Here is a 23,780-nt window from a genome sequence, read left to right as displayed (position 1 = left end):
TTTTAATTACGAGATTAACTTGCAACCACTTCATTTAACCAATCTTTACAGAGATCGTACATTTCTATTTTTTGTTTAGGAGAAAGTTCTTCAAATATTTCATTGACGGATTCAATTTGCATGCTATTGGACTTACCAAGCAGATAATCGGGCGTTACCTTGAAGTAATCTGCGATTTCCATCAACCTCACACCGGAAGGCATTTGGTGGTTTTTATAGTTATTTAACGAATTTCTAGGATAGCCCAATTCTTTTTCAACTTGATTAAGGGATTTTCCAAGTTTATGACTCAGCGTTCTTAAGCGCGTATAAAATATATTATCTGTACTCATAGTTTCTCTATATTTTCTAATCTTACCTTTATTTTAAAATTAAAAAGCTCACTAAATTATCAATTTTGGCAAGCTCTGGCTAAAACATTATATCGTCTTAAATCTTTACTACGATATTTTTATACTTCAAGTTCTTGATCTTCATTTTTTTCTTTCTTTTAATCTGTTTTTTGAAAATAGGATTTTTTCGTTTAGTCATCACTTTTAGTCCACCTTCTCATTCATTTCAAAGAATTATGAGTCCTCCGTCAACCAGAAGGACATTGCTCTTTTATTATAACAAACCTAAAGAGAGCTTTTTGTTCGTTTTTTGGACTCTAAAAGTCCAAATAGTGGGATTTATATTTTTAAAGGGAGATGATTAACCGCTTTCTTCCTTTTGTTTTAAGACTTTTTATTAATAAATGATTCATTTCTTTACTTTTTAAAGAGGGTATTGCTCAGTGACAGGCTTTCGGCTATACTAGTATTAGATAGAATACGATATTCATTGGAGATAAAGAATGTTTGAGAAAGATAAAGAAGCCTATTATGAGCCACTTTTTAATCGTGATATTACACATAAGGTTGTCATTTTAAAGTTACTTTACAATAAAATAGATGGTGTCAATATTGAACAGTTGATTGCTGCTACTGGCTTAGATCGGAGGACTATTTACAAATACATTAATCAATTAAATGATTTTTCACTTAAGGTTTATAATAAGGAGGCGATTGTTTATTCTCCGAATAACAATTATCGTTTTCTTGGGAATAAGTTAGATCTTCAAAATTTGAAGGTAGCCATCATTGAATCAACTCCAATTTATGCATTGGTCAAACTTTTTCTTTCAAATAAAACCGTTAACCTCCATACCTTCTGCGTGGAAAATTATATTGGTGAAAGTACTTTTAAACGTCAAATTCGCAAAGTAAACCAGCTCTTAAAATATGTAAAAGCTTCTATTTCTATACGAAAAGGCGAGCTAGTGATTTTAGGAGACGAGGCTACCATTCGTTACTGCTTTATTACTTTTTTATGGCGGACTTATCGCGGATTAGATTGGCCTTTTGATTTAATTCCCCAAGAAAAAATTGATGGTCTTGTGAACTTTATATCATCTCGCACGGGTATCTCAATCAGTACAGGAAAACGTCAACAATTGGCTTATATTTTTGCTGTTAATATTGCCAGAGCAAATATCAAACTCGAACCGATTGAGAACAATATCCCAAGTTACTCAAGTATCTTAATTGAACTAAGTCCTTTTTATAAGCCATTTAAGGGTTATCTGGAGGAGAATTTTTCTCTTGGTAGTTCCGAAATAAAATTCATTTTTAATTTTCTACAGACCTTTCCTGATTTCTCAATGGCGAGAAAAAATAATCAAGAATTTTTACATAGTATTAAAGGACTTTCGCATCCCGTTTATAGTAGTATCAGTCAATTTATAAATTTTGTGAGAAAGCAACATCCTGAGTTCGGATTAGAGACTAGTCAAGGAAATACATTTGTAGGTCTTCTGATTGCTTCTCATATCTTTATTGATACTTTTACAAATTGTTACTTTAATATCTCTGATATCAATTTAACAGCTTATGCAATGGATAAATTTCCTCACCTCATTCCAACAATTTATGATTTTATCTGCAAGGCGAGTCCTCACCTCGAGCTGAATGCTAGAAAAACTTTAGCTGTACGTTATGCGCAAGCCTATGTTATGGTTTTTCCTCCTCAAGATTTTGAACCAGAGATTAATATTTACCTTGATACAGACGTGCCTGTTTATGTAGAAAGAATCCTCATGTGTAGTATACGTTCTGTACTTAATCCTCTATATAATTGTAAGCTAACTACAGCTTCAAATGAGGATAAAATTGATTTAGTCTTAAGCACCCTTGATTTTAACGACAGATTTTCAAAAACACCTCAACTTTTCATTAATGCGGAGCTTTCTGAAAAGGATGCAAAGTATATCTTGGCAGAATGCCGTAAAATTATTTTGGAAAAAGAAAAAGATAGAAAATAATTTAAACCATAAAAAAACCTCGTTTCTGTCGAGGTTTTTTTATGAACTTAAATCTTTTTTTTCAAACCATATAAAGCTGAGCTAAGGCTAATCAAAATAAGAATAAAGAATAACACTAAAATAAGAGAAGTACCTCTACTGGTCCCCTGCGTAAATCCGTTAATCCTTTGAAAAAGTGTGAGAATACTAGCCACGAGTGCTGTTGCTACCGCACCAATAAACTGTTGGGTCGTATTGACTAAAGCATTACCATCCGAGAGCTCTTGTGCTTTGAGAGTACTTAAACTAGAAGTCATGAGATTACTGTAAGAAATTCCAAGGCCTAGCATCATAATCATGTGCGCTCCTAAAAGAAGAAAGAGTGATTTTGTAGGTAGAAGAACAAAGAGAAGAACAAGTCCCACACTTGCCAAAATTAAACCTGTAATAATGGGTTTTTTTGCTCCAATCTGATCCAGTAATTTCCCTGAAATAGGGGCTAATATTGCACCAATCAGTGCTCCAGGGAACATGAATAATCCCGCAATAGAGGAATTATGTCCTCCTGAGACTTGTAAATAGTTAGGGATTAAAAATGATAGGCCCAAAAGTAAAGCTTGATACACTAAAAGGCTAAATAAAAGTGCCACAAAGCGCCGATGCTTTAAAATAGATAATTGAATAAGGGTTTCTTGGCGATTGTAATGAACGAAAAGTAAGGCGCTCACTACTCCAATAAACAATAAGCTAAAGAATAAGATAAGAATGTCAGCACTCAAGGCCCAAATAAAGGCAACAAACATGAAGGAAAGGGTAAGTACAGGTCGCCAAGCCAAAGGTTTCTTTTCTTTTGGTACTTCTTGTGGAAGGGAAAATAAACCAAGAATCAGCGAAATAATGATGAGTGGAAAGAGAAAAACATAGATGTATCGCCAATCAAGAATATTGGCGATAATTCCCCCATAAGTTGGACCAATAGCTGGTGCAATCGAGGTTGTGAGCGTACCCAGTCCCATCATAGCTCCTCTTTTTTCTAGAGGTGCTTTCGTTAAAATCAAATGGAACATCAGAGGAAGCCCAATTCCTGTTCCTATCCCTTGGAAAAGCCGTCCTAATAACAGCAACGTAAAGTTAGGAGAAAAGCAATTTATCAGGACGCCCGCCATAAAAAAGAGGTTGGCAACTATAAAAAGTTGGCGTGCTGAAAAGCGCTGATTAAAGTATGAAGAAAGGGGAATAATAACTGCAATTACCAATAAATAAATCGTTGTTACCCATTGAATTTTTGAGGTATTCAGACCAAACTCCTGGATCAATTTTGGAAAAGTAACATTCATCGCTGTTTCGATAAGTACTCCTGAAAATGATAAGAGCCCTGCGGCAATCACTGCACCTAAAAGGTGAAAATTTTGTGTTTTTTTCATGCAATAAGTGTCCTCCTATTTTTAAACAAAAAGAGGCGAAATTATTATTCTTTAAGGAATAATAATTTCGCCTCTCTATCGACATAATTTCTTATGTTATCTGTACGAAAGTTATAACTCGACCATTATACTATAATTATAAAAAATTGCAAGTTTTTGTCTTCTTTTATGATAAAATAGAGAGAGTTTATTAATAGAAAGAAAAATATAGTTAGGCTATATTTTAAAGGTTTATATTATGCCGTTTGTTCATGTAGAGTTATTTGAAGGACGTACTGTGGAGCAAAAAGCTGCCATTGCAAAAGAGATTACTGCTTCCATTTCTAAACATGCAGGTGCGCCTGCTTCAGCAATTAATGTTATTTTTACTGACTTGCCTGAAGGAACCCTCTTTCAAGCTGGAGAAATGAGAAAAAAATAAGGTGTTCCCCCTTTATTGTTAGTGACGGTTCTATCCTTACTGACAGAACGGTCAGTTCCCCAAAATGAAAGAAGATAAGCTTTTCTTGAAAAAGTTTTTCGATTAGGCTAAAATGAAGGCAAATAGGAAAGATGGATAAATTATGAAAGTATTGATTACTTCTGGTGGAACGACCGAGCCGATAGATGATGTACGTGGAATTAGTAACTTTGCCACAGGTGCACTTGGTAAATTGACGGCTGAGTATTTCTTACGCGCAGGCCACGAGGTCATCTTGCTCTCAGGTGATAAGGCACTCCGCCCTGAACCCCAAGAACGATTGACCCTAGTACCTATCATGGGTACTCAGTCGCTTTATGAAGCGATGCAAGATGTTGTACCCCAAGTTGATGTTGTGGTACACAGTATGGCAGTGAGCGATTATCGCCCTGTTTATATGACAGACTTTGAGCATTTACCTGATGAGCTGACAGAAGCATCATTAACCACTTTTCGGCCAAAAAGAGAAAAGAAAATTTCATCAAAGGCTGATTTCCAAATTATGCTCCTCGAAAAGACCCCTAAAATTATCAATGCGGTCAAGCAGTGGAACCCTGATGTGCTCCTTTTTGGCTTTAAACTCCTTTCAGGTGTAACTCCCGAACGACTCTTGAAAATTGCACACGAAAAATTAAGTCAAACAAAAGCTGATTTTATTATAGCTAATGATTTGGAAAATATTCAGGGACAGGCGCATCAGGCTTATCTTGTGTCAGAAAAAGATGCTGACCGAGTCATCAGTATGAAAAATAAGTCGGAAATTGCTGCAACAATTCTTAAAAAATCGGAGGAACTTCGTCATGACTAAAATTACTTTGGCTGTTACTGGCTCTATCGCTGCCTACAAAGCCGCTGATCTTGTCTCCTTATTAACGAAGCAGGGTCATGAGCTCACCGTCTTGATGACCCGAGCTGCTACTCAATTTATCACGCCCTTAACTTTACAAGTCCTCTCGAAAAATAAAGTCCACTTGGATATTATGGACGAGGAACAACCTGCTGTGGTCAATCATATCGAATTGGCAAAACAAACAGAGCTTTTTCTCGTAGCGCCGGCAACAGCAGATACCATCAGCCGCCTGGCACAAGGACGTGCTGATGATATTGTCACTTCTGTCGCTCTGGCCCTGGAACCTGGTACACCTAAGTATTTGGCACCTGCGATGAATACTAAAATGTATCAACATCCTCTCACCCAAAGAAATATTGAGATTCTTAAAAAAATAGATTATAATATGATTCAGCCTAAAAAATCTCTTCTGGCTTGTGGAGATTTTGGTGAAGGCGCCCTTGCTGAGCTAGCTGATATTGTTTCTGCGCTCCAGCCATCATTATAAATTGATGTGTTTTTAAATTAGTGTTAATGTTAACCTTATCATAGGCACATCTCATGAGGTATTTATGAAAAAATCAAAAGCGTCTGATGTGGCAATTTTAGCCATCTTTATTGCAATCATGGTTGTCATCCAAATTTTGAGTCAAATTATCTATAGTGTTTGGCCCTTACCAATCGTGCCTACCCTGTTACACATTCCTGTTATCATTGGTTCGATCGTATTGGGAGCCCGTAAGGGCGCGTTCCTTGGATTAGTAATGGGAATAATTAGTCTGGTCAATGCTACAATTGTCACTCTCCCTTCGAGCTTTCTTTTTAGTCCGTTACAACCACTACCAGGAACAAATCACGGCTCAATGTGGGCTCTGGTAGTTGCTATTGTGCCAAGGGTTCTGGTTGGCCTTCTACCAGCTTATATCTATAAACTGATGCCTCGTCGCTTTGGCGCTGGCTTAGCAGCTTTTGTGGGGACAGCAACAAATACAGTCCTTGTTTTAAGTTTTATTTTCCTATTCTTTAGGACGGTCACTCATCAAACTTTCGGAGCATTGCTTGCTTCTATTATCACTGGTAATTCTATTGCTGAGGTGATTATCGCTGTCATCTTGACGATGGCAATTGTTCCTGCCTTAACTAAGGCGCGCCAACATGCTTAACTAAAATGAACAATCTACAGGTGAGATTGTTTTTTTTGTTAGAAAAATGTTATAATGTAAGCGTTGATATAGAATATATAGGAGAAGACTTATGAAAAAAATATTAAGTTTCGACATTGACAACACACTCAATGAACCAAAAATGCCGATTTTCCCTGAAATGGCCGAATTACTTGCCGAATTGTCTCAAAAATATATAATTGCGCCGATCTCTGGACAAAAATATGATCAATTTTTGATTCAAATCATTAACAATTTGCCTGAACACGCAAAATTGGAAAATTTCCATTTATTTGTTGCCCAAGGAACTCAATATTATGCCTATAAAGATGGCGAATGGAAACAAGTGTTCAATTATGCCCTGACTGATGAGCAAGCCAATGCCATAATGGGCGCCCTTGAAAAAGCAGCGCGCGAATTGGGCTACTGGGATGAATCTGTTCTTGCTCCTGGGGATGAAATCAATGAAAATCGTGAATCCATGATTGCTTACTCAGCAATCGGTCAAAAAGCAGGCGTCGAAGCTAAACAAGCTTGGGATCCAGATATGACCAAACGGAATGCGATTGCTGAACTTGCTAGTCAGTATGCTCCTAAGTTCGAATTTGAAGTGGCTGGAACAACTACGATCAATGGTTTTGTTCCTGGTCAAAACAAAGAGTTTGGTATGAATCATTTGATGGAAGAACTTAATGTGACGAAAGATGAAATTCTTTACTTCGGAGATATGACTCAACCAGGTGGTAATGATTATCCTGTTGTACAAATGGGAATTGAAACCATTACCGTCCGCGATTGGAAAGAGACTGCAGCAATTTTGAAAGCAATCATTGCTATGGAAAAAGCATAGCCTTTCGTTTATAAAGCGATTAAAACCTGCTTATCAGCAGGTTTTTTTTTAACAAAGTTTACAGGTTTTTATTTTGATTTTTAGGAACGTACTGACCGAGCTGTCAGTGACTTTTCATCCTTTAGTCCTATTGAAATTAAGTCAAAATTTAGGTAAAATAGGTAAGTATGTTTAATTTATAGAAAGTGAACTTATTTGAAAAAAATGAAGAAAAAATTAACTCTGGCGGGACTGACTGCAGCAGGTCTTCTGCTTTTGTCTGGCTGTGTCCAAACACATATTGTTGATGGTGTGCGCGTGCCAACAGAAGCTGCTACACATGGGATAACTTATAATTTGCTCGTGCGTCCAATGTCTGCTTTTGTTGACTTATTTGCACATAATCTAAGCATGGGCTATGGTTGGGCCATCATTTTAGTTACCTTGATTATCCGTTTTCTCATCTTGCCTTTAGGTTTAAACCAAGCTTACAAATCAACTTATATGCAAGAAAAAATGGCTTATCTTACCCCAGTATTTGCCCCTTTACAAGAGCGGGTTAAAAATGCACAAACTCCTGAGGAACGCATGGCAGCCCAACAAGCGTTAATGGCGGCTCAAAAAGATAATGGAATCAACATGTTTGCCTCTTTGGGCTGCTTGCCTATGCTGATTCAATGGCCTTTCTTTATCGCCCTTTATAATGCTGCTGCTTATACCACAGGAATTTCTAGCGCTACATTTTACGGAATTAACTTGGGGCATTCTAGCATTGTCTTAACGATTATTTCCGGTGCGCTTTACTTTATCCAAACGTGGATTTCAACCTTATCGATGACCCCTGAACAGAAGAAAACAGGGATGGCCATGTTAATCATGAGCCCAGCGATGATTGTTATCTTTAGTTTCATGTCTCCAGCTGGTGTTGCCCTCTATTGGGCCGTAGGTGGTCTTGTAATGGTCATTCAACAAATCATCATCAGCTTTATCATGAAACCTCGGATGCGCCGAAAAATTGATGAAGAATTTACAAAAAATCCTCCAAAAATCAATAATGAAGGCCTTAAAGATGTCACTCCTAGCAGTGTTCAAGAAAATTTTAAAGCCATCACTAGTGAACGCAATGATAAGGAAAAACAAAACAAAACTGGTGGACGAAATGCTGGAAAGCAAAATCGTAAATAATATACACCTTTAACAAATAAAAAGTTACTGACAGATTGGTCAGTAACTTTTTTATACTTTTGGCTATAAAAAAACTGACCAGTTGGTCAGTTTTTATTTATCCTTAAGTCAAATGAACACCTTTGTCAACGTAAACGATGTCTCCAATCATTCCTGAAGCAAGAGGGCTGACAAGGAATGCTGCAGTATGACCTACTTCTTCAATCGTCACACCAACACCATCAGCAGTACGGCTATCTGATTCTTTAATCAAATCTTTATAACCTGTTACGCCTGAAACTGCAAGAGTTTTGATGGCTCCAGCAGAGATCCCATTAACGTGAACACCAACATGTGCCATCTCAGCAGCCAAATACCGAACTGTTGATTCAAGAGCAGCTTTGGCAATTCCCATGACGTTATAGTTTGGAATCGCACGTTCTGAACCCATATAAGTCAAGGTTACAATCCCAGCACCCTTAACGAGTAAAGGTTTTGCTGCTTTTGAGACTGCAAGTAAGCTATATGCAGAAATATCTTGTGCAAGAGCGTATCCATCACGAGAGATGTCTGTGACATTCCCGCCCAGCTCTTCTTTTTTGGAATAAGCTACGGCATGCACCAATCCATCAATTTTACCTACACGGGCTTCGATTGTAGCAAAAGCTCGGCGAATTGACTCATCAGAAGCTACATCACACTCTACTAACAAATCTTCTGGTTCAGATAGTTTTGCTAATTGTTTTTCCATGCGCTCATTTTGATAGGTGTAAATGAGTGTCGCACCTTGATCTTTCATCGCCTTCGCGCATCCCCAAGCAATTGATTTATTGTTGGCAACGCCCATGATGACGATTTTTTTACCTTCTAAAAACATAAATAAAATAAGTCCTTTTCTCTCATTAATTTACGTGTTGTGAGGAGAAAACTCCGAACACGCCTAATAAAAAAGTTGACACTCCTACAAAAAATTGCTAAGATTAATTGTAAAAGGTTTTGTATATCAAAATACTTGATACATAAAATTTTAACTTAAAAAACTGGAACTGTCAAGCTGGAAATTTACTGACCGCTCTGTCCGTTTCGCCCTTTAAGTATTTCCAAAAGAAAAGGAAGATAAAATGACTAAAAAATATGCAATGACGGCCACTGAGGTGATGGAGGTGATTCCAAATCGCTATCCTATCATGTTTATTGACTATGTTGACGAGCTTTCTGAGAATAAAATTGTTGCCACTAAAAATGTGACGATAAATGAAGAAGTCTTCAACGGTCATTTTCCTGGAAATCCAACCTTCCCCGGTGTCTTAATCCTTGAGTCGCTTGCTCAAGCTGGGTCAATTTTGATTCTTAAAAAAGAAGAATTTCAAGGTAAGATGGCCTATATTGGTGGAATTGATAAAGCGAAATTCCGTCAAAAAGTGACTCCAGGTGACGTGATGAAACTTGAATTTGAAATCACTAAATTCCGTGGTAAAGTTGGAACAGCTGATGCTGCTGCTTATGTCGATGGAAAAAAAGTGACCACGTGTCAATTTACTTTCATCGTTGATGAAGCCGCTGACCAAACAAAATAATATAAGAAAAATACTGACAGAACACAAAAAATAGCTGTCAGTATTTTTTTATAGTTTTTCGATGAAGTCACAAAGTAGGCTCACATGTTGCTCCAAGTTTTTGAGCACAAAACTTTCATTAACCACATGAGCTTGGGCATGTTGCCCGGGACCAAACACAACCGTGGGTATTCCGACCGCTTCAAAAAATCCCTGATCATTGGAACCCACAGCAGCTGTTAATTTTGCTGCTGACAGCTCGGTCAGTAACTTTATAATAGGAATTTCCTCATCGGTCAGTGTTGATAAGACCGGTTTAACCACATCTTCGTAGGTAAAATGATATTGCCGTGCTAAAGCCGTCATAACATTTTGAAAATCAGCTTCTAACTCTGGAGTTAGCCGGCAATCCACTATCACTTGTGCTTGAGCTGCTGTCTTATTCGGTGAAGTAGCATCACCTGCAGTGACAGCTGTTGCAACAAAAGAAGGAAGCCCTAAACGATCATTTTTGTAGATGGCTAAGCTTTCCGCAATTTTATCTATAGCAGCTAAAAACTTACTGGCTTTGCCCAATCCACTCTCACTAAAATGTATTTGATCGGAAGCATGTGCTGCTTTTCCTTGAAAGGTCAATCTCATAAAATGATTGCCTCGCTGACCGATGTAAATTTTTTCCAAATCTGTCGGCTCAGCAATAATACAGAAGGCGGATTCATAATGTGTGTTGTTTACAAACCACTGCGCAAAATCTTCTGAGCCTTGTCCATCTAGTTCTTCACGCGCTGTGCCGACCACCCAAATGTCAGGGCTGACTTCTTTTTCTACTAAAGAAAAGGCTGTAAGTAGATTGCCAGCTACTCCTGCTTTCATATCGCTCACCCCAAGGCCATAGATTTTGCCTCCTTGTACCACAGCACGAGTAGGTTCATACGTCCAATCCGCCTGTGCTCCTGGAACAACCGTGTCTACATGTCCACTTAAAATAATAGCTTGTCTCGCTTTGGGTGAGGCTTTTAACTGCCCAGCCACAAAATTTTTCTGACGAAGTACAAAGTCAAACTTTTTTTCCTCTAGGAGTTTTTCAATATAACTTAAGATTTTTTCTTCTTTACCTGATGGAGAGGGAATTTCAACAAGGTTCTTGAGAAGTTCTATTGCTGTTGTCATTGTTCCCCCTTATTTATTGGCTGATTGAGAAAGTTTATAATTGCTCTGGATTGATTGCTCAATTTGTCCATTTGCTTTTTGTGACTTAATGACATCATTAATCACTTTTGTCAATTCTGTTTCACCTTTTGGTAAGGCAACAGCAGAACCATAACTATCAGTAGGGGTTTTAAGCTTAAGCTTTGCAATCGCTAAGTCTGGATTAGCAGCTACATAACTTTTGGCAATCAAACCTTCAATCACTGCTCCTTGCACCTGACCAGCTTTGACCTCGTTAATTTCATCTGTGATCGCAGGAAGGGCAATTTCGCTGGCTCCCTTAAGTTGCTTTTGGACGATTTCTTCTTGAATAGCGCCTTTTTGCGCCGCTACTTTCTTACCTTTGAAATCTGCAGCACTTGTATAACGCTCAAGCTCTGATTTTTTTACTACAAGCGCGTTATCGGCTTCGTAATAAATATCAGAAAAAGCTACACTTTTAGCACGCTCAGGTGTCTTAGAAATGCCAGAAATTGCTATATCAGCCTTTCCTGTACTCAGACTAGCCAGAACATTATTAAAATCCATGGGTTCAATCTGGACTTTTACTCCCAACTTTTTAGCAATTGCTTTTGCCAGATCAATATCAGAACCAACCACTTGGTTTTTTCCATTTTTTAACATTTGAAATTCAAAGGGTGGATAATCTGGTGAAACTGCTACCTTCAAAACTTTAGCGCTTTTAACTCGCTCTAAACTACTTTTTGAGGTTTGCGTTTTATTCCCACAAGCCGTTAGGGCCGTAAGCGCCATTAGGCTTACTATTCCAACCATCCATTTTTTTGTATTCATTTGTTTCTCCTTTTTATACGACGATAAGCATAATTATACACTTAATTAAAACAAAGTCAACTATTTTTGTATAATCAATCTTTATTTCGTGATAAAAAGGCTTTTGTAAGTCTTTTTATTATAAAAAGCAAAATAAAAATTCACTTTAAAAGTGAATTTTTATTAATTTATTCTTCTTATTCTTCCTAGTCCATTGCACGGAGTTCCAAAACCATATCACGGAGTTGAGCAGCTCCTTCAAAGTCGAGGGCGCTAGCCGCTTGTTGCATTTCTTTTTCAAGTTTTTTGACTAATGCTTTACGTTCTTTCTTAGTCATCGCACTTGCATCAACTTCCTCAAGCTCACCAGAATCTGTTTTCTTAGTGATGGCAATCAAGTCACGAATTTCTTTTTTGATGGTTTGAGGCGTGATTCCATGTTTCTCATTATAAGCCATTTGAATTTTACGACGACGTGCCGTTTCATCAATGGCGTGCTTCATTGAGCGTGTAATCTTGTATTTTTCGCCTTCGTATTCTGTATAATAGCCACTATCTAATATTTCCTTATCGGCAGGATCATTTTCGTCGAGTGGTTTAGCCATATCAGAATAAAGAATAACGTGCCCTTCACTATTACGTGCCGCACGGCCGATGGTCTGAATCAAACCACGTTCATTACGTAAAAATCCTTCTTTATCAGCATCCAAAATCGCCACTAAAGAAACTTCTGGCACATCTATCCCTTCACGCAGCAAATTAATTCCCACCAGAACATCAAAGACTCCTAAACGCAAATCCCGAATAATTTCGGTTCGTTCTAATGTTTTGATATCCGAGTGCATATATTTAACTTTTATCCCCATTTCCTTGAAATAGGCCGTCAAATCTTCGGACATCTTTTTAGTCAAAGTCGTGACGAATACTCGTTCATTTTTCTCAGCTCGTTTATGAATTTCACCAACTAAATCATCGATTTGTCCCATCATTGGTCGAACCTCTACGACAGGATCTAACAGACCTGTTGGACGAATGATTTGTTCAACAATAGTATCGGTCTGCTCCATCTCATAGTCGCCAGGGGTTGCTGAAACATAAACAATTTGATGCACATGACTTTCAAATTCTTCTCTTTTTAACGGACGGTTATCGAGGGCTGAAGGCAGACGAAAGCCATAATTACAAAGCATTTCTTTACGCGCTCTGTCCCCATTATACATTCCTTTTACTTGCCCCATGGTCATGTGAGATTCGTCAATCATAATCATGAAATCATCAGGAAAGAAATCAAGCAAAGTATAAGGAGGTTCGCCTTCCTCACGCCCGTCCATATGACGTGAATAGTTTTCGACCCCATTACAATAACCCATTTCACGGAGCATTTCGATATCGTAGTTGGTTCTTTGTTCTAAACGTTGAGCCTCAAGAAGTTTTCCTTCTGAGCGGAAAACTTTTAATTGTTCTTCTAATTCTGCTTCTATCTTGGCAATTGATTCTTCCATACGGTCATCATTTGTCATGAAATGTGTCGCTGGGAAAATGGCCAAATGGTCCACTTCACCTAAAACTTGTCCGGTCAAAACTTCAATTTCACGGATGCGGTCAATTTCATCACCGAAAAATTCAACACGAAAGGCATGCTCATCACGAGAGGCTGGAAAAACTTCTACAACATCCCCACGAACGCGGAAACAGCCCCGTTGAAAGTCAATATCATTTCGCTCAAATTGAATTCCTACCAAATCGTTTAAGAGTTGGTCACGAGAAATTTCTTGCCCCGGACGCAATGAAACCACCGAATCTTGATACTCTTTGGGTGAACCCAAACCATAAATACAAGAAACTGAGGCCACAACAATCACATCGTTTCGCTCAAGTAAAGCCGAGGTTGCACTGTGGCGTAACTTATCAATTTCATCATTGACCGAACTGTCTTTTTCAATATAGGTATCAGAACTTGGCACATAGGCTTCGGGTTGATAATAATCATAGTAGGATACGAAATACTCCACTGCATTATTTGGGAAAAATTCTTTAAATTCACTGTATAATTGACCAGCCAGTGTTTTATTATGCGCCATGACCAAAGTGGGTTTGCCCGTTTGAGCAATGACTTGACTCATGGTATAGGTTTTCCCCGTTCCTGTTGCACCACGTAAAATCTGCGCTTTTTCTCCATTTTCGATATTTTCTACTAACTCAGCAATCGCCTCACCTTGGTCACCGGCTGGCTCATATTTTGAAACAAGTTCAAATTTATTATCTGTTATTCTTTCTATTGGCATACTTTTTCCTTTAATTCTTTTCTATTAGGTTTGAAAAATAAGCTAATGCTTGATGATAAACCTCATTTTTAAAGCCGAAATCCATTTTCATAAGGTCAGAAAGAGCTAAAAATTGATAAGTTGAAAATTCAATTTCTTCGGGATGGCTTTCAAGATTAATTTTTGCTTTTTCATGCAATCGGACAAGAAAATAATGTTGTTCTTGGCCAGCATAAGTCCAAGTTGGAAATTTCATCTCTTTAGGAAAATCATATTTTAAAGTTCCTGGATATTGTCCAATGATTTCAAAATCTTTGGTCCCAATTTCTTCTGAGAGTTCTCGAATAATCGCTGCCTCTGGTTTTTCACCAGCTTCAATACCGCCTTGTGGAAAGCCCCAACTAGCGCCATCCGCTCGTTTTCCTAACCAAATTTTATTTTCATTATTAAGAATAATGGCTGCGACGTTTTGTCTGTATTCTTTCATTTAATTTTTACTTAAATCCTTTCTACTTCTGGATTTGATCAAATTTTTTTACTGACAGCTCCGTCAGTAAATCTTTAATTCAATTTTACCATTTTAAGACGAAAAAATATGCTATAATTGAACTATATTTACAAAAAGAGAAGGAAGTGTTTTTTAATAATGAACCGTGATGAAATTCAAGCCAAATTAATTAAACCAAGCCATATGATTAATATGGAAGATATTATCCGTGAAGGCTACCCTACTTTGCGCGAAGTAGCACAGGAAGTAGCTTTACCTTTATCAGATGAAGACATTATCTTGGGTGAGAAAATGATGCAATTCTTGCAAAATTCTCAAGATCCTGTCATGGCTGAAAAAATGGGGCTCCGTGGTGGAGTTGGACTTGCAGCAAACCAACTTGGCTTGCTCAAAAAAGTCATCGCCGTTTTGATTCCCAATGAACCTGAAGTTGATGAAGATGGAAATGAAATTGCCCCTAAAGAAGCTTACAAAATGCGTGAAATCATGTATAATGCAAAAGTGGTGAGCCACTCTGTCCAAGATGCGGCTGTTGAAGGTGGTGAGGGCTGTCTTTCTGTTGACCGCGAAGTACCAGGTTATGTCGTTCGTCATGCCCGTGTGACTGTGGAATACTACAACAAAGAAGGCGAAAAGAAAAAAATTCGCTTAAAAGATTTCCCAGCAATTTGTGTTCAACATGAGATTGACCACACGAACGGTGTGATGTTCTATGACCACATCAACATGAATGACCCTTGGGAAATTAAAGATGGCATGATTATTGTAAAATAAAAAACAAGGAAAAGTTACTGACAGCTCTGTCAGTAACTTTTTTTACTGCTGCATAGAGCGATTTAGACAGAAAAATTACTGATCAGTAAGCGGTCAGTAATTTTTTTATTTCTATTTCTTAAAGTTTACTGACGAGCAGGTCAGTAAAAATTATTTAGCGATTTTTGCAAAGTATTCAAGCGTACGAATTAATTGAGCAGTGAAACTCATTTCATTGTCATACCATGCAGCAGTTTTAACCAATTGTCCACCGTCTTTCAAATCTGTCACTTCAGTTTGAGTGGCATCAAAAAGGGAACCATAAGCCATACCGATAATATCTGATGAGACAATTTCATCAACATTATAGCCAAAGCTTTCATTTGCTGCCGCCTTCATGGCTGCGTTGACTTCATCGACAGTGACATGTTTTTCAAGCACTGTGACAAGTTCCGTAATTGATCCTGTTGGCGTTGAAACACGTTGCGCATGACCTTTCATCAAACCAGAAAGTTCAGGCAAAACAAGACCGATTGCTTTAGCCGCTCCGCTTGATGCCGGAACAATGTTTTCAGCTGCTGCACGCGCACGACGGAAATCTCCACCACGGTGTGGGCCATCAAGTGTCATTTGGTCACCCGTATAAGAGTGAACAGTAGTCATTGTTCCCCCTTTAACGCCAAAGTTTTTATTTAAGGCATCCGCCATTGGTGCTAAGCTGTTTGTCGTACAAGAACCTGCAGAAATGACTGTTTCAGTGCCGTCAAGAATCGTGTGATTGGTATTGAAGACAATCGTTTTAACATCATTTCCACCAGGTGCTGTAATAACGACTTTCTTCGCTCCACCAGGATGCAAATGTTTTTCTGCTTTTTCTTTTGTCGCAAAGAAACCTGTGGCTTCAAGCACGATTTCAACCCCAGAATCAGCCCATTGAATGTCTTCTGGATTACGTTCAGCCGTAACTTTGATGAATTTTCCGTTTACTTCAAAACCATCTTCTTTCACTTCAACGGTACCATTGAAGCGCCCTTGTGTGGTATCGTATTTCAGCAAATGGGCAAGCATTGCTGGGTCTGTTAAATCGTTGATATGGGCAACTTCCACGCCATCGACTTCTTGAATGCGACGTAATGCCAAACGCCCAATCCGACCAAACCCGTTAATTCCAACTTTAACTACCATGATGTAGTCCTCCGTTTTTTTATTTAGATGAGTTTTCTCTCTTTTTTTGCTATAATAGAAATAAATAATTATAGTTATTAGAGATATCTCTTATCTCTAATATAAATGATACTACTTTTTGTAGCACCTGTCAATTATTTTCACCAAAAATATTTAAGGAGTTTTATTATGAAATTATCTTCTGGTTGGGAACAATCGGTTTACGTCTTGCTGATTTTGGCAAGACTTCCTGAGAATCGGACCATGTCATCAATTGCACTTGCCAATCGCCTCAAAGTTTCTCCCTCTTATCTCAAAAAAATTATTAAATCTTTAGTCGATGAAGGCCTTTTGCGTTCTACCCCAGGAAAAAATGGCGGCTTCTCCCTCAATAAAGACCTTCACGACATTAGTTTTTATGATGTTTTTTTAGCCATTGAAGGGCGGGGACGAATTTTTCAAAGTCAAGGGCTTTTACAAAATTTTATCGGAACAGAGTCAGGGAAAGCTCAGCGTTGTGCCATTACTACAGCCCTTGATGAAATCGAAAATACACTTGTACGCACTTTATCAAATGTGTCACTCGCCCAAGTTGCCGAGGAAACCCAGTATAACTACAATCTCGGCTATCTTGATGAATGGATTGATGGAATGGATTAAAAAACTTACTGACGGAGTTGTCAGTAAGTTTTTTTATTATTTTATTTCACTGTAAGTCTGATTTCTCAACAGAATCATCTTACTCGGCAGGGACTGCTTCATCAGTTGTTTCTGTCGTTTCTTGCGCTTGGTTGGAGATGACGATTTTATCATCAATCACATCAGCGACCAATTCTTTATATTCTGGATGTTCAATATAAAAATCAGCAATTGGATCTTCAATATGTTCTTGAATTGTACGACGCAGTGGACGCGCACCCATTGAAGGGTCATATCCTAAATCAACTAATTTTTCTTTTGCAGCTTGAGTGACTTGCAAGTGGATTTCATTACGTCCAATTTGTTGGTTGACATCACCCAGCATGAGATCAACAATTTTAAGTAAGTTTTCTTTACTCAATGCAGAGAATTCAATAATTCCGTCAAAACGGTTCATGAATTCAGGACTAAAGAAATCGCCAAGTTGACCAAGCACTGATTTAGTTCGTCCTTCACGCGCAGCACCAAAACCGACAGAGGCTTCAACTTTACCCGTTCCGGCATTAGAAGTCATAATAATCAAACTATCTTTAAAGGATACGGTCCGTCCTTGTGCGTCTGTCAGACGTCCATCTTCAAGAATTTGCAAGAACATGTGCATCACATCTGGATGTGCTTTTTCGATTTCATCTAATAAAATCAAACTGTAAGGGTTACGACGAACACGTTCAGTCAGTTGACCCGCTTCTTCATAACCTACATATCCTGGAGGGGCTCCAATCAATTTGGCCACCGAATGTTTTTCCATGTATTCCGACATGTCAAAACGAATCATACTTTCACTTGAACCAAAAAGTTCCATCGCCAATTGTTTAGCAAGTTCAGTTTTACCAACACCAGTAGGTCCGACAAAGAGGAAAGAACCAATTGGACGATTAGGTTTACCAAGTCCCACACGAGAACGACGGATGGCTTTAGCAATCTTATCCACTGCTTCATCCTGTCCAATCACATGAGCTTTCAAATCATCAGCCAAATTAATCAATTGGGTTTGTTCTTTTTCTTTCAAATCACCAACTGGAATTTGAGTTTTTTGCTCCACAATTTGCTCAATATCTTTCTCAGTGATGACTGGACTTTCTTCATCTGAAACCTCATGATTTTGCAATTCACGAAGTTTGCTGATTTGGTCACGGAAATGAGCGGCTTTTTCAAAATCTTCAGCTTGAGTCGCTTCATTTTTCTTCTTTTCTGCTTCTGCAATTCGACGATTGATATCTTCAGGATCAACAAATTTAAGTGTTAGATTTTTCTTAGAACCCGACTCATCCAAAAGGTCAATGGCTTTATCTGGTAAGAAACGGTCTTGAATGTAACGATTTGACAAATGAGCGGCTGCTTCAATCGCCTCATCAGTGTATTTCACGTGATGATAATCTTCATAGCGTGGTTGAATCCCTCGAAGAATCGTAATCGTTTCTTCAACTGATGGTTCATCAACTTTGACAGGTTGCATCCGACGTTCAAGCGCAGCATCTTTTTCAATGATACGATATTCATTGAGCGTTGTTGCTCCGACCAATTGAAGCTCACCACGCGCAAGCGCAGGTTTTAGGATATTTCCCGCATCCATATTGCCATCACCGGCAGAACCAGCACCAACAATTTCATGGATTTCATCAATAAACATAATCACATCATTACGTTTTCTGATTTCATCCATTAATTTTTGCATTCGTTCTTCAAATTGACCCCGAATTCCTGTTCCTTGAACAAGAGAAACAACATCAAGACGAATCACTTCTTTATTTTGTAGTTTTTGTGGCACATCTCCGTCCACAATTTTTTGCGCTAAACCTTCAACAACTGCTGTTTTACCAACACCAGGTTCACCAATTAACACAGGATTATTCTTAGTCCTACGATTTAAAATCTCAATGACCCGTTTGATTTCTTCATCACGACCAATCACCGGGTCAATTTCACCACGACGAGCTGACTCTGTGATGTTAATTCCAAATTCTTCTAACATTCCTTTAGGTTGTTTTGCCCGAGGATTTTGCGGACCGCGCGGACCACGTCCACCTGTTTGTGTTGGTGGCGTTTGATTGGCATTTCCATTGAAATCTTGCCCATGTAAGGCGCTGAAAATATCATTAAATGGGTTGAAAGGTTCGTCAGTATTACCGTTTGAAGCATTTCCTGCACCAAACAACGCTTCTTGCCCACCAGATTTCATAATTTGATAGCAATTTTGACAAAGATCAATTTGTTTTTTCTGACCATTCAAACTTGTATAAAGGTGAATCGTCGCCTCATTAATATTACAATTTTGACAAAGCATCGCTTTCCTCCTTTGATTCCTTATCCATTCTTTGTGTGCAAAGGGCACACGCAGTGTTCGATTCTTTTGATGTGCAACTTTTTGCTAAGTACAACGCCATAAAAGTGAGCATTTATTTTTATTTTACATCAAAAGGAAAAAATCAATGCATCATATCTCCCTCTTTAGATAAAAAGTTTGACCAATTTTGACCATTGATAGTTTTATTATAATCATTTTATAAAAATTTAGCAAGTCTTTTGCTTTTTTCGTCTAAAAAACTTACTGACAGCTCTGTCAGTAAGTTTTTTTTACATAAAGTCGCGCAAAGGTTTTGAACGACGAGGATGACGCAATTTTTTAATAGCTTTAGCTTCAATTTGACGAATCCGCTCACGAGTCACTTTGAATTGTTTACCGACATCTTCCAAAGTGTGCATGCGTCCATCATCAAGGCCAAAACGCATCCGCAAAACATTTTCTTCACGGTCAGTGAGGGTATCCATCACTTCATCCAATTGCTCACGCAAAAGCACGCGGTTCGTGTAATCTACAGGAGATTCAATCACATCATCTTCGATAAAGTCTCCCAAATGTGAATCATCTTCCTCACCAATAGGTGTTTCAAGAGATACAGGTTCTTGTGCTATTTTAAGGACTTCGCGTACTTTATCCGGAGCCATATTCAACTCTTTACCAATTTCTTCTGGTGAAGGGTCACGTCCCAGATCTTGCAAAAGATTACGTTGCACACGAATCAATTTATTGATTGTTTCAACCATATGCACTGGAATACGAATTGTACGCGCTTGGTCAGCAATGGCACGTGTAATGGCTTGGCGAATCCACCATGTCGCATAAGTAGAGAATTTGAAACCTTTCGTGTGGTCAAATTTATCCACAGCTTTCATCAAGCCCATATTTCCTTCTTGAATCAAGTCCAAAAATTGCATACCGCGTCCAGAATAACGTTTTGCAATTGAAACAACAAGACGCAAGTTAGCTTCAGCTAACATTTGCTTAGCAAATTCGGCTTCCTCGCCACCAGCAATGATTGCTTCAGCAAGCTTTGTTTCTTCTTCCAGCGAAATCAGTGGATAACGACCAATTTCTTTCAAATACATCCGCACTGGATCATCAATTCGAACATTCGTGACGATTTCGTCCATGGCTGTATCTGAAACTTCTTCTTGTTCTACCTCATCTGTCACAAGAGCAAGCGGGCTAGGATTACCGTCCTTATCCACAATCGAAATGCCTGCATCTTGAATTTGTTTAAACAAATCTTCCAACGCGTCATCAACGATTCCATATTTGACTGAAAGTTCGTCCATGATTTCCACATCCAATGCTTCACCGAGCGGTTTACGCTTTGCAATGTAGTCTTTCACAGCTTTTTCAAAAGCTTTCACATCAAAGGTTTCCCCGTTTGCTTTGATTTCAACCTTGGCGATGGATTCTGGCACTGCCCTCTTTTCCACAACAACTGGTTTCACGCCTAGGGCATCAAGAAGACGACGTTCTTCCCCAGGACCAACAGAGCTTGAATGTGATTTTACAAGTAAGCCAATCTCTTGCGCTTTTTCAACCAAAACACGGTTTTGAACGCCTGTTTCTTTAGCGATTTGACTAATTCTTTTTTTATTTCCTGCCAATGCAATCCTCCTCAATGGCTAAAGCCCTTTGACAAACCTGTCAGGACTATTTGACAACTTACAGCCTGATCAGTAACTTATCAGTACTAAAAAATTATTATAATTTTTTCTTTTGATTAATAATTTGAAGGGTTAACTCTAACTCGCGCTCATGATTTCCAGCCTTTTTGGCTGCCTCTAATTGCTGAATGAGTTCTTCAAATTTCATTCGCTCCATCTCCTTAGAAAAAGCAGCAACCAAATCATTTATTTCTTGACTTGATGCAGCTTCTGGTAAATCTAAGCTGATGATCTGGTAAAACAAACTACGCAGCTCACCGCTTAATTCACTTGCCAGATGGGTTTCATCAATTTCCTCATACACCATCGCCTCCAGTAAAATTTTATCAAATAACTCTTGATAACGTTTATGGACAAATCTAAAGTTTTCATCCTGAGCAAATTTTTTCAAAACAGCAGAGTGATAGATCATCCGGTGCAATAACTGCTCCTCAGCCCGCTCAGAACGTGACAGCTTAGGCACCACAGTTTTAGAAGACTGATGCGTCCAATTATTGCGTAAAGCAGAGCTACTCGCCCCTCCTCTGATTGGCTCATCATCCATAGGTGGAGGTACTAACCAATCCTCAGGTAATTGTTCAGCCAAACTTGATCGTTCTGAATTACTGATGGAGCTGTCAGTAAGCTGCATATTTTCCCGCCGCATATTGACAGCACGCTCCACTTGATTATACTCGAAATCAGGTAAAATCTCAACTAATTTTCTTATATATGCGTCTTGTGCCGTAATCGATGGAATTCGTGCGATCATCGGCGCTATTTGCTCAATAAAATCAAGTTGTACTTGCAGATTTGTTAGGTTGGCAGGCCGTAAAAAATCAATCAGAAATTCGACGGGCTGAATTCGACCAGTCTCCATCAGTGCTGACAACCCTGTCAGCCCATAAGTCTTAGAATATTCATCAGGATCTAGCCCCTCAGGTACTTTTACAATTTGAACTTGTACTTCCCCAATTAACTCGAGCGCTTTATAAATTGCATTTTGCCCTGCTGAATCTCCATCATAAACTAATACGAAATTTTTAGCAAATGTCTTTAGACGCCGCACATGCTTTTCCGTTAAGGCCGTTCCCATAGAAGCGACAACATTGGTTATCCCCGCTTTGTAGGCAGCGATAACATCCATGAATCCTTCCATAAGATAAACTTCACGCTGCTTGGTGATGCTTGGCTTTGCCCGATCTAAATTCCACAATTCGAAAGACTTATCAAAAATTGCCGTCACCGAAGTATTTATATATTTCGCCTTAGCAGAATCATTCTCCTGCCACTTTCGTCCAGAAAAGCCAATCGTTTGTCCATATTCATTCGTAATAGGAAACATGATTCTATTTGTAAATGCATCAAATACTTTTCGATTAGAATAATGAAACAGACCAGAATTTACTAAAACATCTTCTTCAAACTTAGAGGATAGATTTTGATAAATAAAATCCTCTTCCTCAGGAGCCAATCCAATATTGAAATATTTTATAGTATCGGCATCAATTCCCCGTTCTTCTAAGTAATGTCGCGCCTGCTCTCCCAAAGTCGTTGACATCAGTAATGTATTGTACAAACGGGCAGCCTGATTGTTAATCTCATAGAGAGGAGCATTGGGATTTTGCTTGTCCTCACTTTTTTCACCGAAATCAATCTGAATCCCTGCAAAATCAGCCAGTTCCTTAACCGCGTCTACAAAGCCAATCTGCTTATATTCCTTCAAAAATTCAATTACATCTCCCGACTTACCACAGCCAAAGCAATGGTAAAATCCTTTTTCAGCATTCACATTGAACGATGGTGTTTTTTCGCTATGAAAAGGGCAGAGTCCCAAGTAGTTCTTCCCATTGCGAGATAAAGCTACATATTGTGAAATTAAATCCGCAATATTAACCGAAGTTTTAAGCTCGTTCACTTCGTCAGTCGTTAGAAAAGCCATTCCCCCTCCTTTCTAAACCCTATTATCTTTAAACTTTAAAACTCAAAATTATAAAAATAATACTTTAACGTCCAAAAGACGCCTATTCACCAATAGACGTCAAACAAAGGGGGGTAAGGGATTCGAACCCTCGCGCCGGTTTCCCGACCTAACGATTTAGCAAACCGTCCTCTTCAGCCTCTTGAGTAACCCCCCACAGGCTTATTAACAATGAATAGATACATAACATACCCATTATGGGAATTCCAGGATTCGAACCTGGGACCCCTGCGTTATCAACACAGTGCTCTAACCAACTGAGCTAAACTCCCAAATATAAAGCGGATGACGAGAATCGAACTCGCGTAGCCAGCTTGGAAGGCTGGGGTTCTACCATTAAACTACATCCGCATAAAATAGCTCTAAGCTAAAGTGGCGCGAGACGGAATCGAACCGCCGACACATGGAGCTTCAATCCATTGCTCTACCAACTGAGCTACCGAGCCAAAAATATGGATCTTGCTGGACTCGAACCAGCGACCGATCGGTTATGAGCCGATAGCTCTAACCAACTGAGCTAAAGATCCAGCTGATAAATATAGCGGCGAAGGGGATCGAACCCCCGACCTCTCGGGTATGAACCGAACGCTCTAGCCAGCTGAGCTACACCGCCATTTTGACAATTAAGTCAAAGTAAGAAAATCTTACTAATCGGGAAGACAGGATTCGAACCTGCGACACCTTGGTCCCAAACCAAGTACTCTACCAAGCTGAGCTACTTCCCGTTAT

21 protein-coding genes and 7 tRNA genes are annotated in these 23,780 nt (G+C 38.8%); 10 read left to right on the top strand and 18 right to left on the bottom strand.

Annotation, left to right across the window (positions count from 1 at the left end):
• Positions 1-14: 14 nt before the first annotated feature.
• The gene (locus JW886_RS03430) at positions 15-332 is read right to left on the bottom strand and encodes a helix-turn-helix domain-containing protein (RefSeq protein WP_075524432.1); all 318 of its coding nucleotides are present in this window, start codon (positions 330-332) and stop codon (positions 15-17) included.
• A 503-nt stretch (positions 333-835) separates the two neighbouring features.
• Between JW886_RS03430 and JW886_RS03425 the strand changes: the two genes are divergently transcribed.
• Positions 836-2,341 (top strand): helix-turn-helix domain-containing protein, encoded by a 1,506-nt coding sequence (locus JW886_RS03425; RefSeq protein ID WP_205872307.1) that lies wholly within the window; start codon positions 836-838, stop codon positions 2,339-2,341.
• Between the two features lie 47 nt (positions 2,342-2,388).
• On the opposite strand, the gene JW886_RS03420 is transcribed toward JW886_RS03425, so the two are convergent.
• The gene (locus JW886_RS03420; protein WP_205872306.1) at positions 2,389-3,744 is read right to left on the bottom strand and encodes an MDR family MFS transporter; all 1,356 of its coding nucleotides are present in this window, start codon (positions 3,742-3,744) and stop codon (positions 2,389-2,391) included.
• A gap of 238 nt (positions 3,745-3,982) precedes the next feature.
• Between JW886_RS03420 and JW886_RS03415 the strand changes: the two genes are divergently transcribed.
• The 6 genes from JW886_RS03415 to yidC all read left to right on the top strand — a co-directional run bounded on the left by JW886_RS03415 (position 3,983) and on the right by yidC (position 8,210).
• On the top strand, positions 3,983-4,165 hold the full coding sequence (locus JW886_RS03415) for a 2-hydroxymuconate tautomerase (protein ID WP_075524509.1): 183 nt from the start codon (positions 3,983-3,985) through the stop codon (positions 4,163-4,165).
• 142 nt (positions 4,166-4,307) lie between these two features.
• The gene (locus JW886_RS03410; RefSeq protein ID WP_075524429.1) at positions 4,308-5,012 is read left to right on the top strand and encodes a phosphopantothenate--cysteine ligase; all 705 of its coding nucleotides are present in this window, start codon (positions 4,308-4,310) and stop codon (positions 5,010-5,012) included.
• Positions 5,005-5,541, top strand: a complete 537-nt coding sequence (gene coaC / locus JW886_RS03405; RefSeq protein ID WP_075524428.1) for a phosphopantothenoylcysteine decarboxylase — start codon at positions 5,005-5,007, stop codon at positions 5,539-5,541. Before JW886_RS03410 ends, coaC begins: the two co-directional genes overlap by 8 nt.
• A 64-nt stretch (positions 5,542-5,605) precedes the next feature.
• A complete protein-coding gene (locus JW886_RS03400) occupies positions 5,606-6,196 on the top strand; it encodes an ECF transporter S component (RefSeq protein WP_205271644.1) in 591 nt (196 codons plus the stop codon).
• A gap of 91 nt (positions 6,197-6,287) precedes the next feature.
• Positions 6,288-7,046: an HAD-IIB family hydrolase gene (locus JW886_RS03395; RefSeq protein WP_205872305.1), complete on the top strand. Its 759-nt coding sequence runs from the start codon at positions 6,288-6,290 to the stop codon at positions 7,044-7,046.
• 195 nt (positions 7,047-7,241) lie between these two features.
• Positions 7,242-8,210 carry a membrane protein insertase YidC gene (yidC, locus tag JW886_RS03390; RefSeq protein ID WP_075524425.1) on the top strand — a complete coding sequence of 323 codons (969 nt, stop codon included), beginning with the start codon at positions 7,242-7,244 and terminating at the stop codon, positions 8,208-8,210.
• A gap of 103 nt (positions 8,211-8,313) precedes the next feature.
• Here yidC and fabI read toward each other — a convergent pair whose 3' ends face one another.
• Positions 8,314-9,066 carry an enoyl-ACP reductase FabI gene (gene fabI, locus JW886_RS03385; RefSeq protein WP_075524424.1) on the bottom strand — a complete coding sequence of 251 codons (753 nt, stop codon included), beginning with the start codon at positions 9,064-9,066 and terminating at the stop codon, positions 8,314-8,316.
• Between the two features lie 244 nt (positions 9,067-9,310).
• Here fabI and fabZ point away from each other — a divergent pair, with 244 nt between their 5' ends.
• Positions 9,311-9,766 carry a 3-hydroxyacyl-ACP dehydratase FabZ gene (gene fabZ / locus JW886_RS03380; protein WP_075524423.1) on the top strand — a complete coding sequence of 152 codons (456 nt, stop codon included), beginning with the start codon at positions 9,311-9,313 and terminating at the stop codon, positions 9,764-9,766.
• Between the two features lie 48 nt (positions 9,767-9,814).
• Here the strand turns inward: fabZ and JW886_RS03375 are convergent, their stop codons facing one another.
• From JW886_RS03375 to JW886_RS03360, 4 genes are all read right to left on the bottom strand, one after another.
• Entirely contained in the window at positions 9,815-10,915 is a 1,101-nt protein-coding gene (locus JW886_RS03375) for a M20 family metallopeptidase (protein ID WP_205872304.1), read from the bottom strand.
• Between the two features lie 9 nt (positions 10,916-10,924).
• The gene (locus JW886_RS03370; RefSeq protein WP_205872303.1) at positions 10,925-11,746 is read right to left on the bottom strand and encodes an ABC transporter substrate-binding protein; all 822 of its coding nucleotides are present in this window, start codon (positions 11,744-11,746) and stop codon (positions 10,925-10,927) included.
• Between the two features lie 185 nt (positions 11,747-11,931).
• On the bottom strand, positions 11,932-14,010 hold the full coding sequence (gene uvrB, locus JW886_RS03365) for an excinuclease ABC subunit UvrB (RefSeq protein ID WP_205872302.1): 2,079 nt from the start codon (positions 14,008-14,010) through the stop codon (positions 11,932-11,934).
• Positions 14,011-14,020: 10 nt separating this feature from the next.
• A complete protein-coding gene (locus JW886_RS03360) occupies positions 14,021-14,476 on the bottom strand; it encodes an RNA pyrophosphohydrolase (protein ID WP_205872301.1) in 456 nt (151 codons plus the stop codon).
• A 159-nt stretch (positions 14,477-14,635) separates the two neighbouring features.
• On the opposite strand from JW886_RS03360, the gene def reads away from it, so the two are divergent.
• Complete coding sequence (gene def, locus JW886_RS03355; protein WP_075524418.1) at positions 14,636-15,271, top strand: peptide deformylase; 636 nt, start codon at positions 14,636-14,638, stop codon at positions 15,269-15,271.
• A gap of 150 nt (positions 15,272-15,421) precedes the next feature.
• Here the strand turns inward: def and gap are convergent, their stop codons facing one another.
• Positions 15,422-16,435, bottom strand: a complete 1,014-nt coding sequence (gap, locus tag JW886_RS03350; RefSeq protein WP_075524417.1) for a type I glyceraldehyde-3-phosphate dehydrogenase — start codon at positions 16,433-16,435, stop codon at positions 15,422-15,424.
• A gap of 168 nt (positions 16,436-16,603) precedes the next feature.
• On the opposite strand from gap, the gene JW886_RS03345 reads away from it, so the two are divergent.
• Positions 16,604-17,074, top strand: coding sequence for an Rrf2 family transcriptional regulator (locus JW886_RS03345; RefSeq protein ID WP_075524416.1), 471 nt, complete (start codon positions 16,604-16,606; stop codon positions 17,072-17,074).
• Positions 17,075-17,153: 79 nt separating this feature from the next.
• Here JW886_RS03345 and JW886_RS03340 read toward each other — a convergent pair whose 3' ends face one another.
• The 10 genes from JW886_RS03340 to JW886_RS03295 form a co-directional block, all read right to left on the bottom strand.
• A complete protein-coding gene (locus JW886_RS03340) occupies positions 17,154-19,397 on the bottom strand; it encodes an ATP-dependent Clp protease ATP-binding subunit (RefSeq protein WP_200407734.1) in 2,244 nt (747 codons plus the stop codon).
• A 290-nt stretch (positions 19,398-19,687) separates the two neighbouring features.
• Positions 19,688-21,031, bottom strand: coding sequence for an RNA polymerase sigma factor RpoD (gene rpoD, locus JW886_RS03335; RefSeq protein ID WP_082272265.1), 1,344 nt, complete (start codon positions 21,029-21,031; stop codon positions 19,688-19,690).
• Positions 21,032-21,128: 97 nt separating this feature from the next.
• Positions 21,129-23,012 carry a DNA primase gene (gene dnaG, locus JW886_RS03330; protein WP_205872300.1) on the bottom strand — a complete coding sequence of 628 codons (1,884 nt, stop codon included), beginning with the start codon at positions 23,010-23,012 and terminating at the stop codon, positions 21,129-21,131.
• Positions 23,013-23,119: 107 nt separating this feature from the next.
• Positions 23,120-23,207: transfer RNA gene (locus JW886_RS03325), tRNA-Ser, on the bottom strand.
• 42 nt (positions 23,208-23,249) lie between these two features.
• Positions 23,250-23,323 (bottom strand) — tRNA-Ile (locus JW886_RS03320).
• An 8-nt stretch (positions 23,324-23,331) separates the two neighbouring features.
• Positions 23,332-23,402 (bottom strand) — tRNA-Gly (locus tag JW886_RS03315).
• A 22-nt stretch (positions 23,403-23,424) separates the two neighbouring features.
• Positions 23,425-23,497 (bottom strand) — tRNA-Phe (locus tag JW886_RS03310).
• A 7-nt stretch (positions 23,498-23,504) separates the two neighbouring features.
• Positions 23,505-23,578: transfer RNA gene (locus JW886_RS03305), tRNA-Ile, on the bottom strand.
• A 12-nt stretch (positions 23,579-23,590) separates the two neighbouring features.
• A tRNA-Met gene (locus tag JW886_RS03300) sits at positions 23,591-23,664 on the bottom strand.
• A gap of 38 nt (positions 23,665-23,702) precedes the next feature.
• Positions 23,703-23,776: transfer RNA gene (locus tag JW886_RS03295), tRNA-Pro, on the bottom strand.
• Positions 23,777-23,780 lie beyond the last annotated feature (4 nt).

The organism is Lactococcus taiwanensis (assembly GCF_017068355.1).
GTDB lineage: Bacteria > Bacillota > Bacilli > Lactobacillales > Streptococcaceae > Lactococcus > Lactococcus taiwanensis.
The sequence above is the reverse complement of the archived record's forward strand: the minus strand, read 5'-3'. Positions and strand labels throughout refer to the sequence as shown.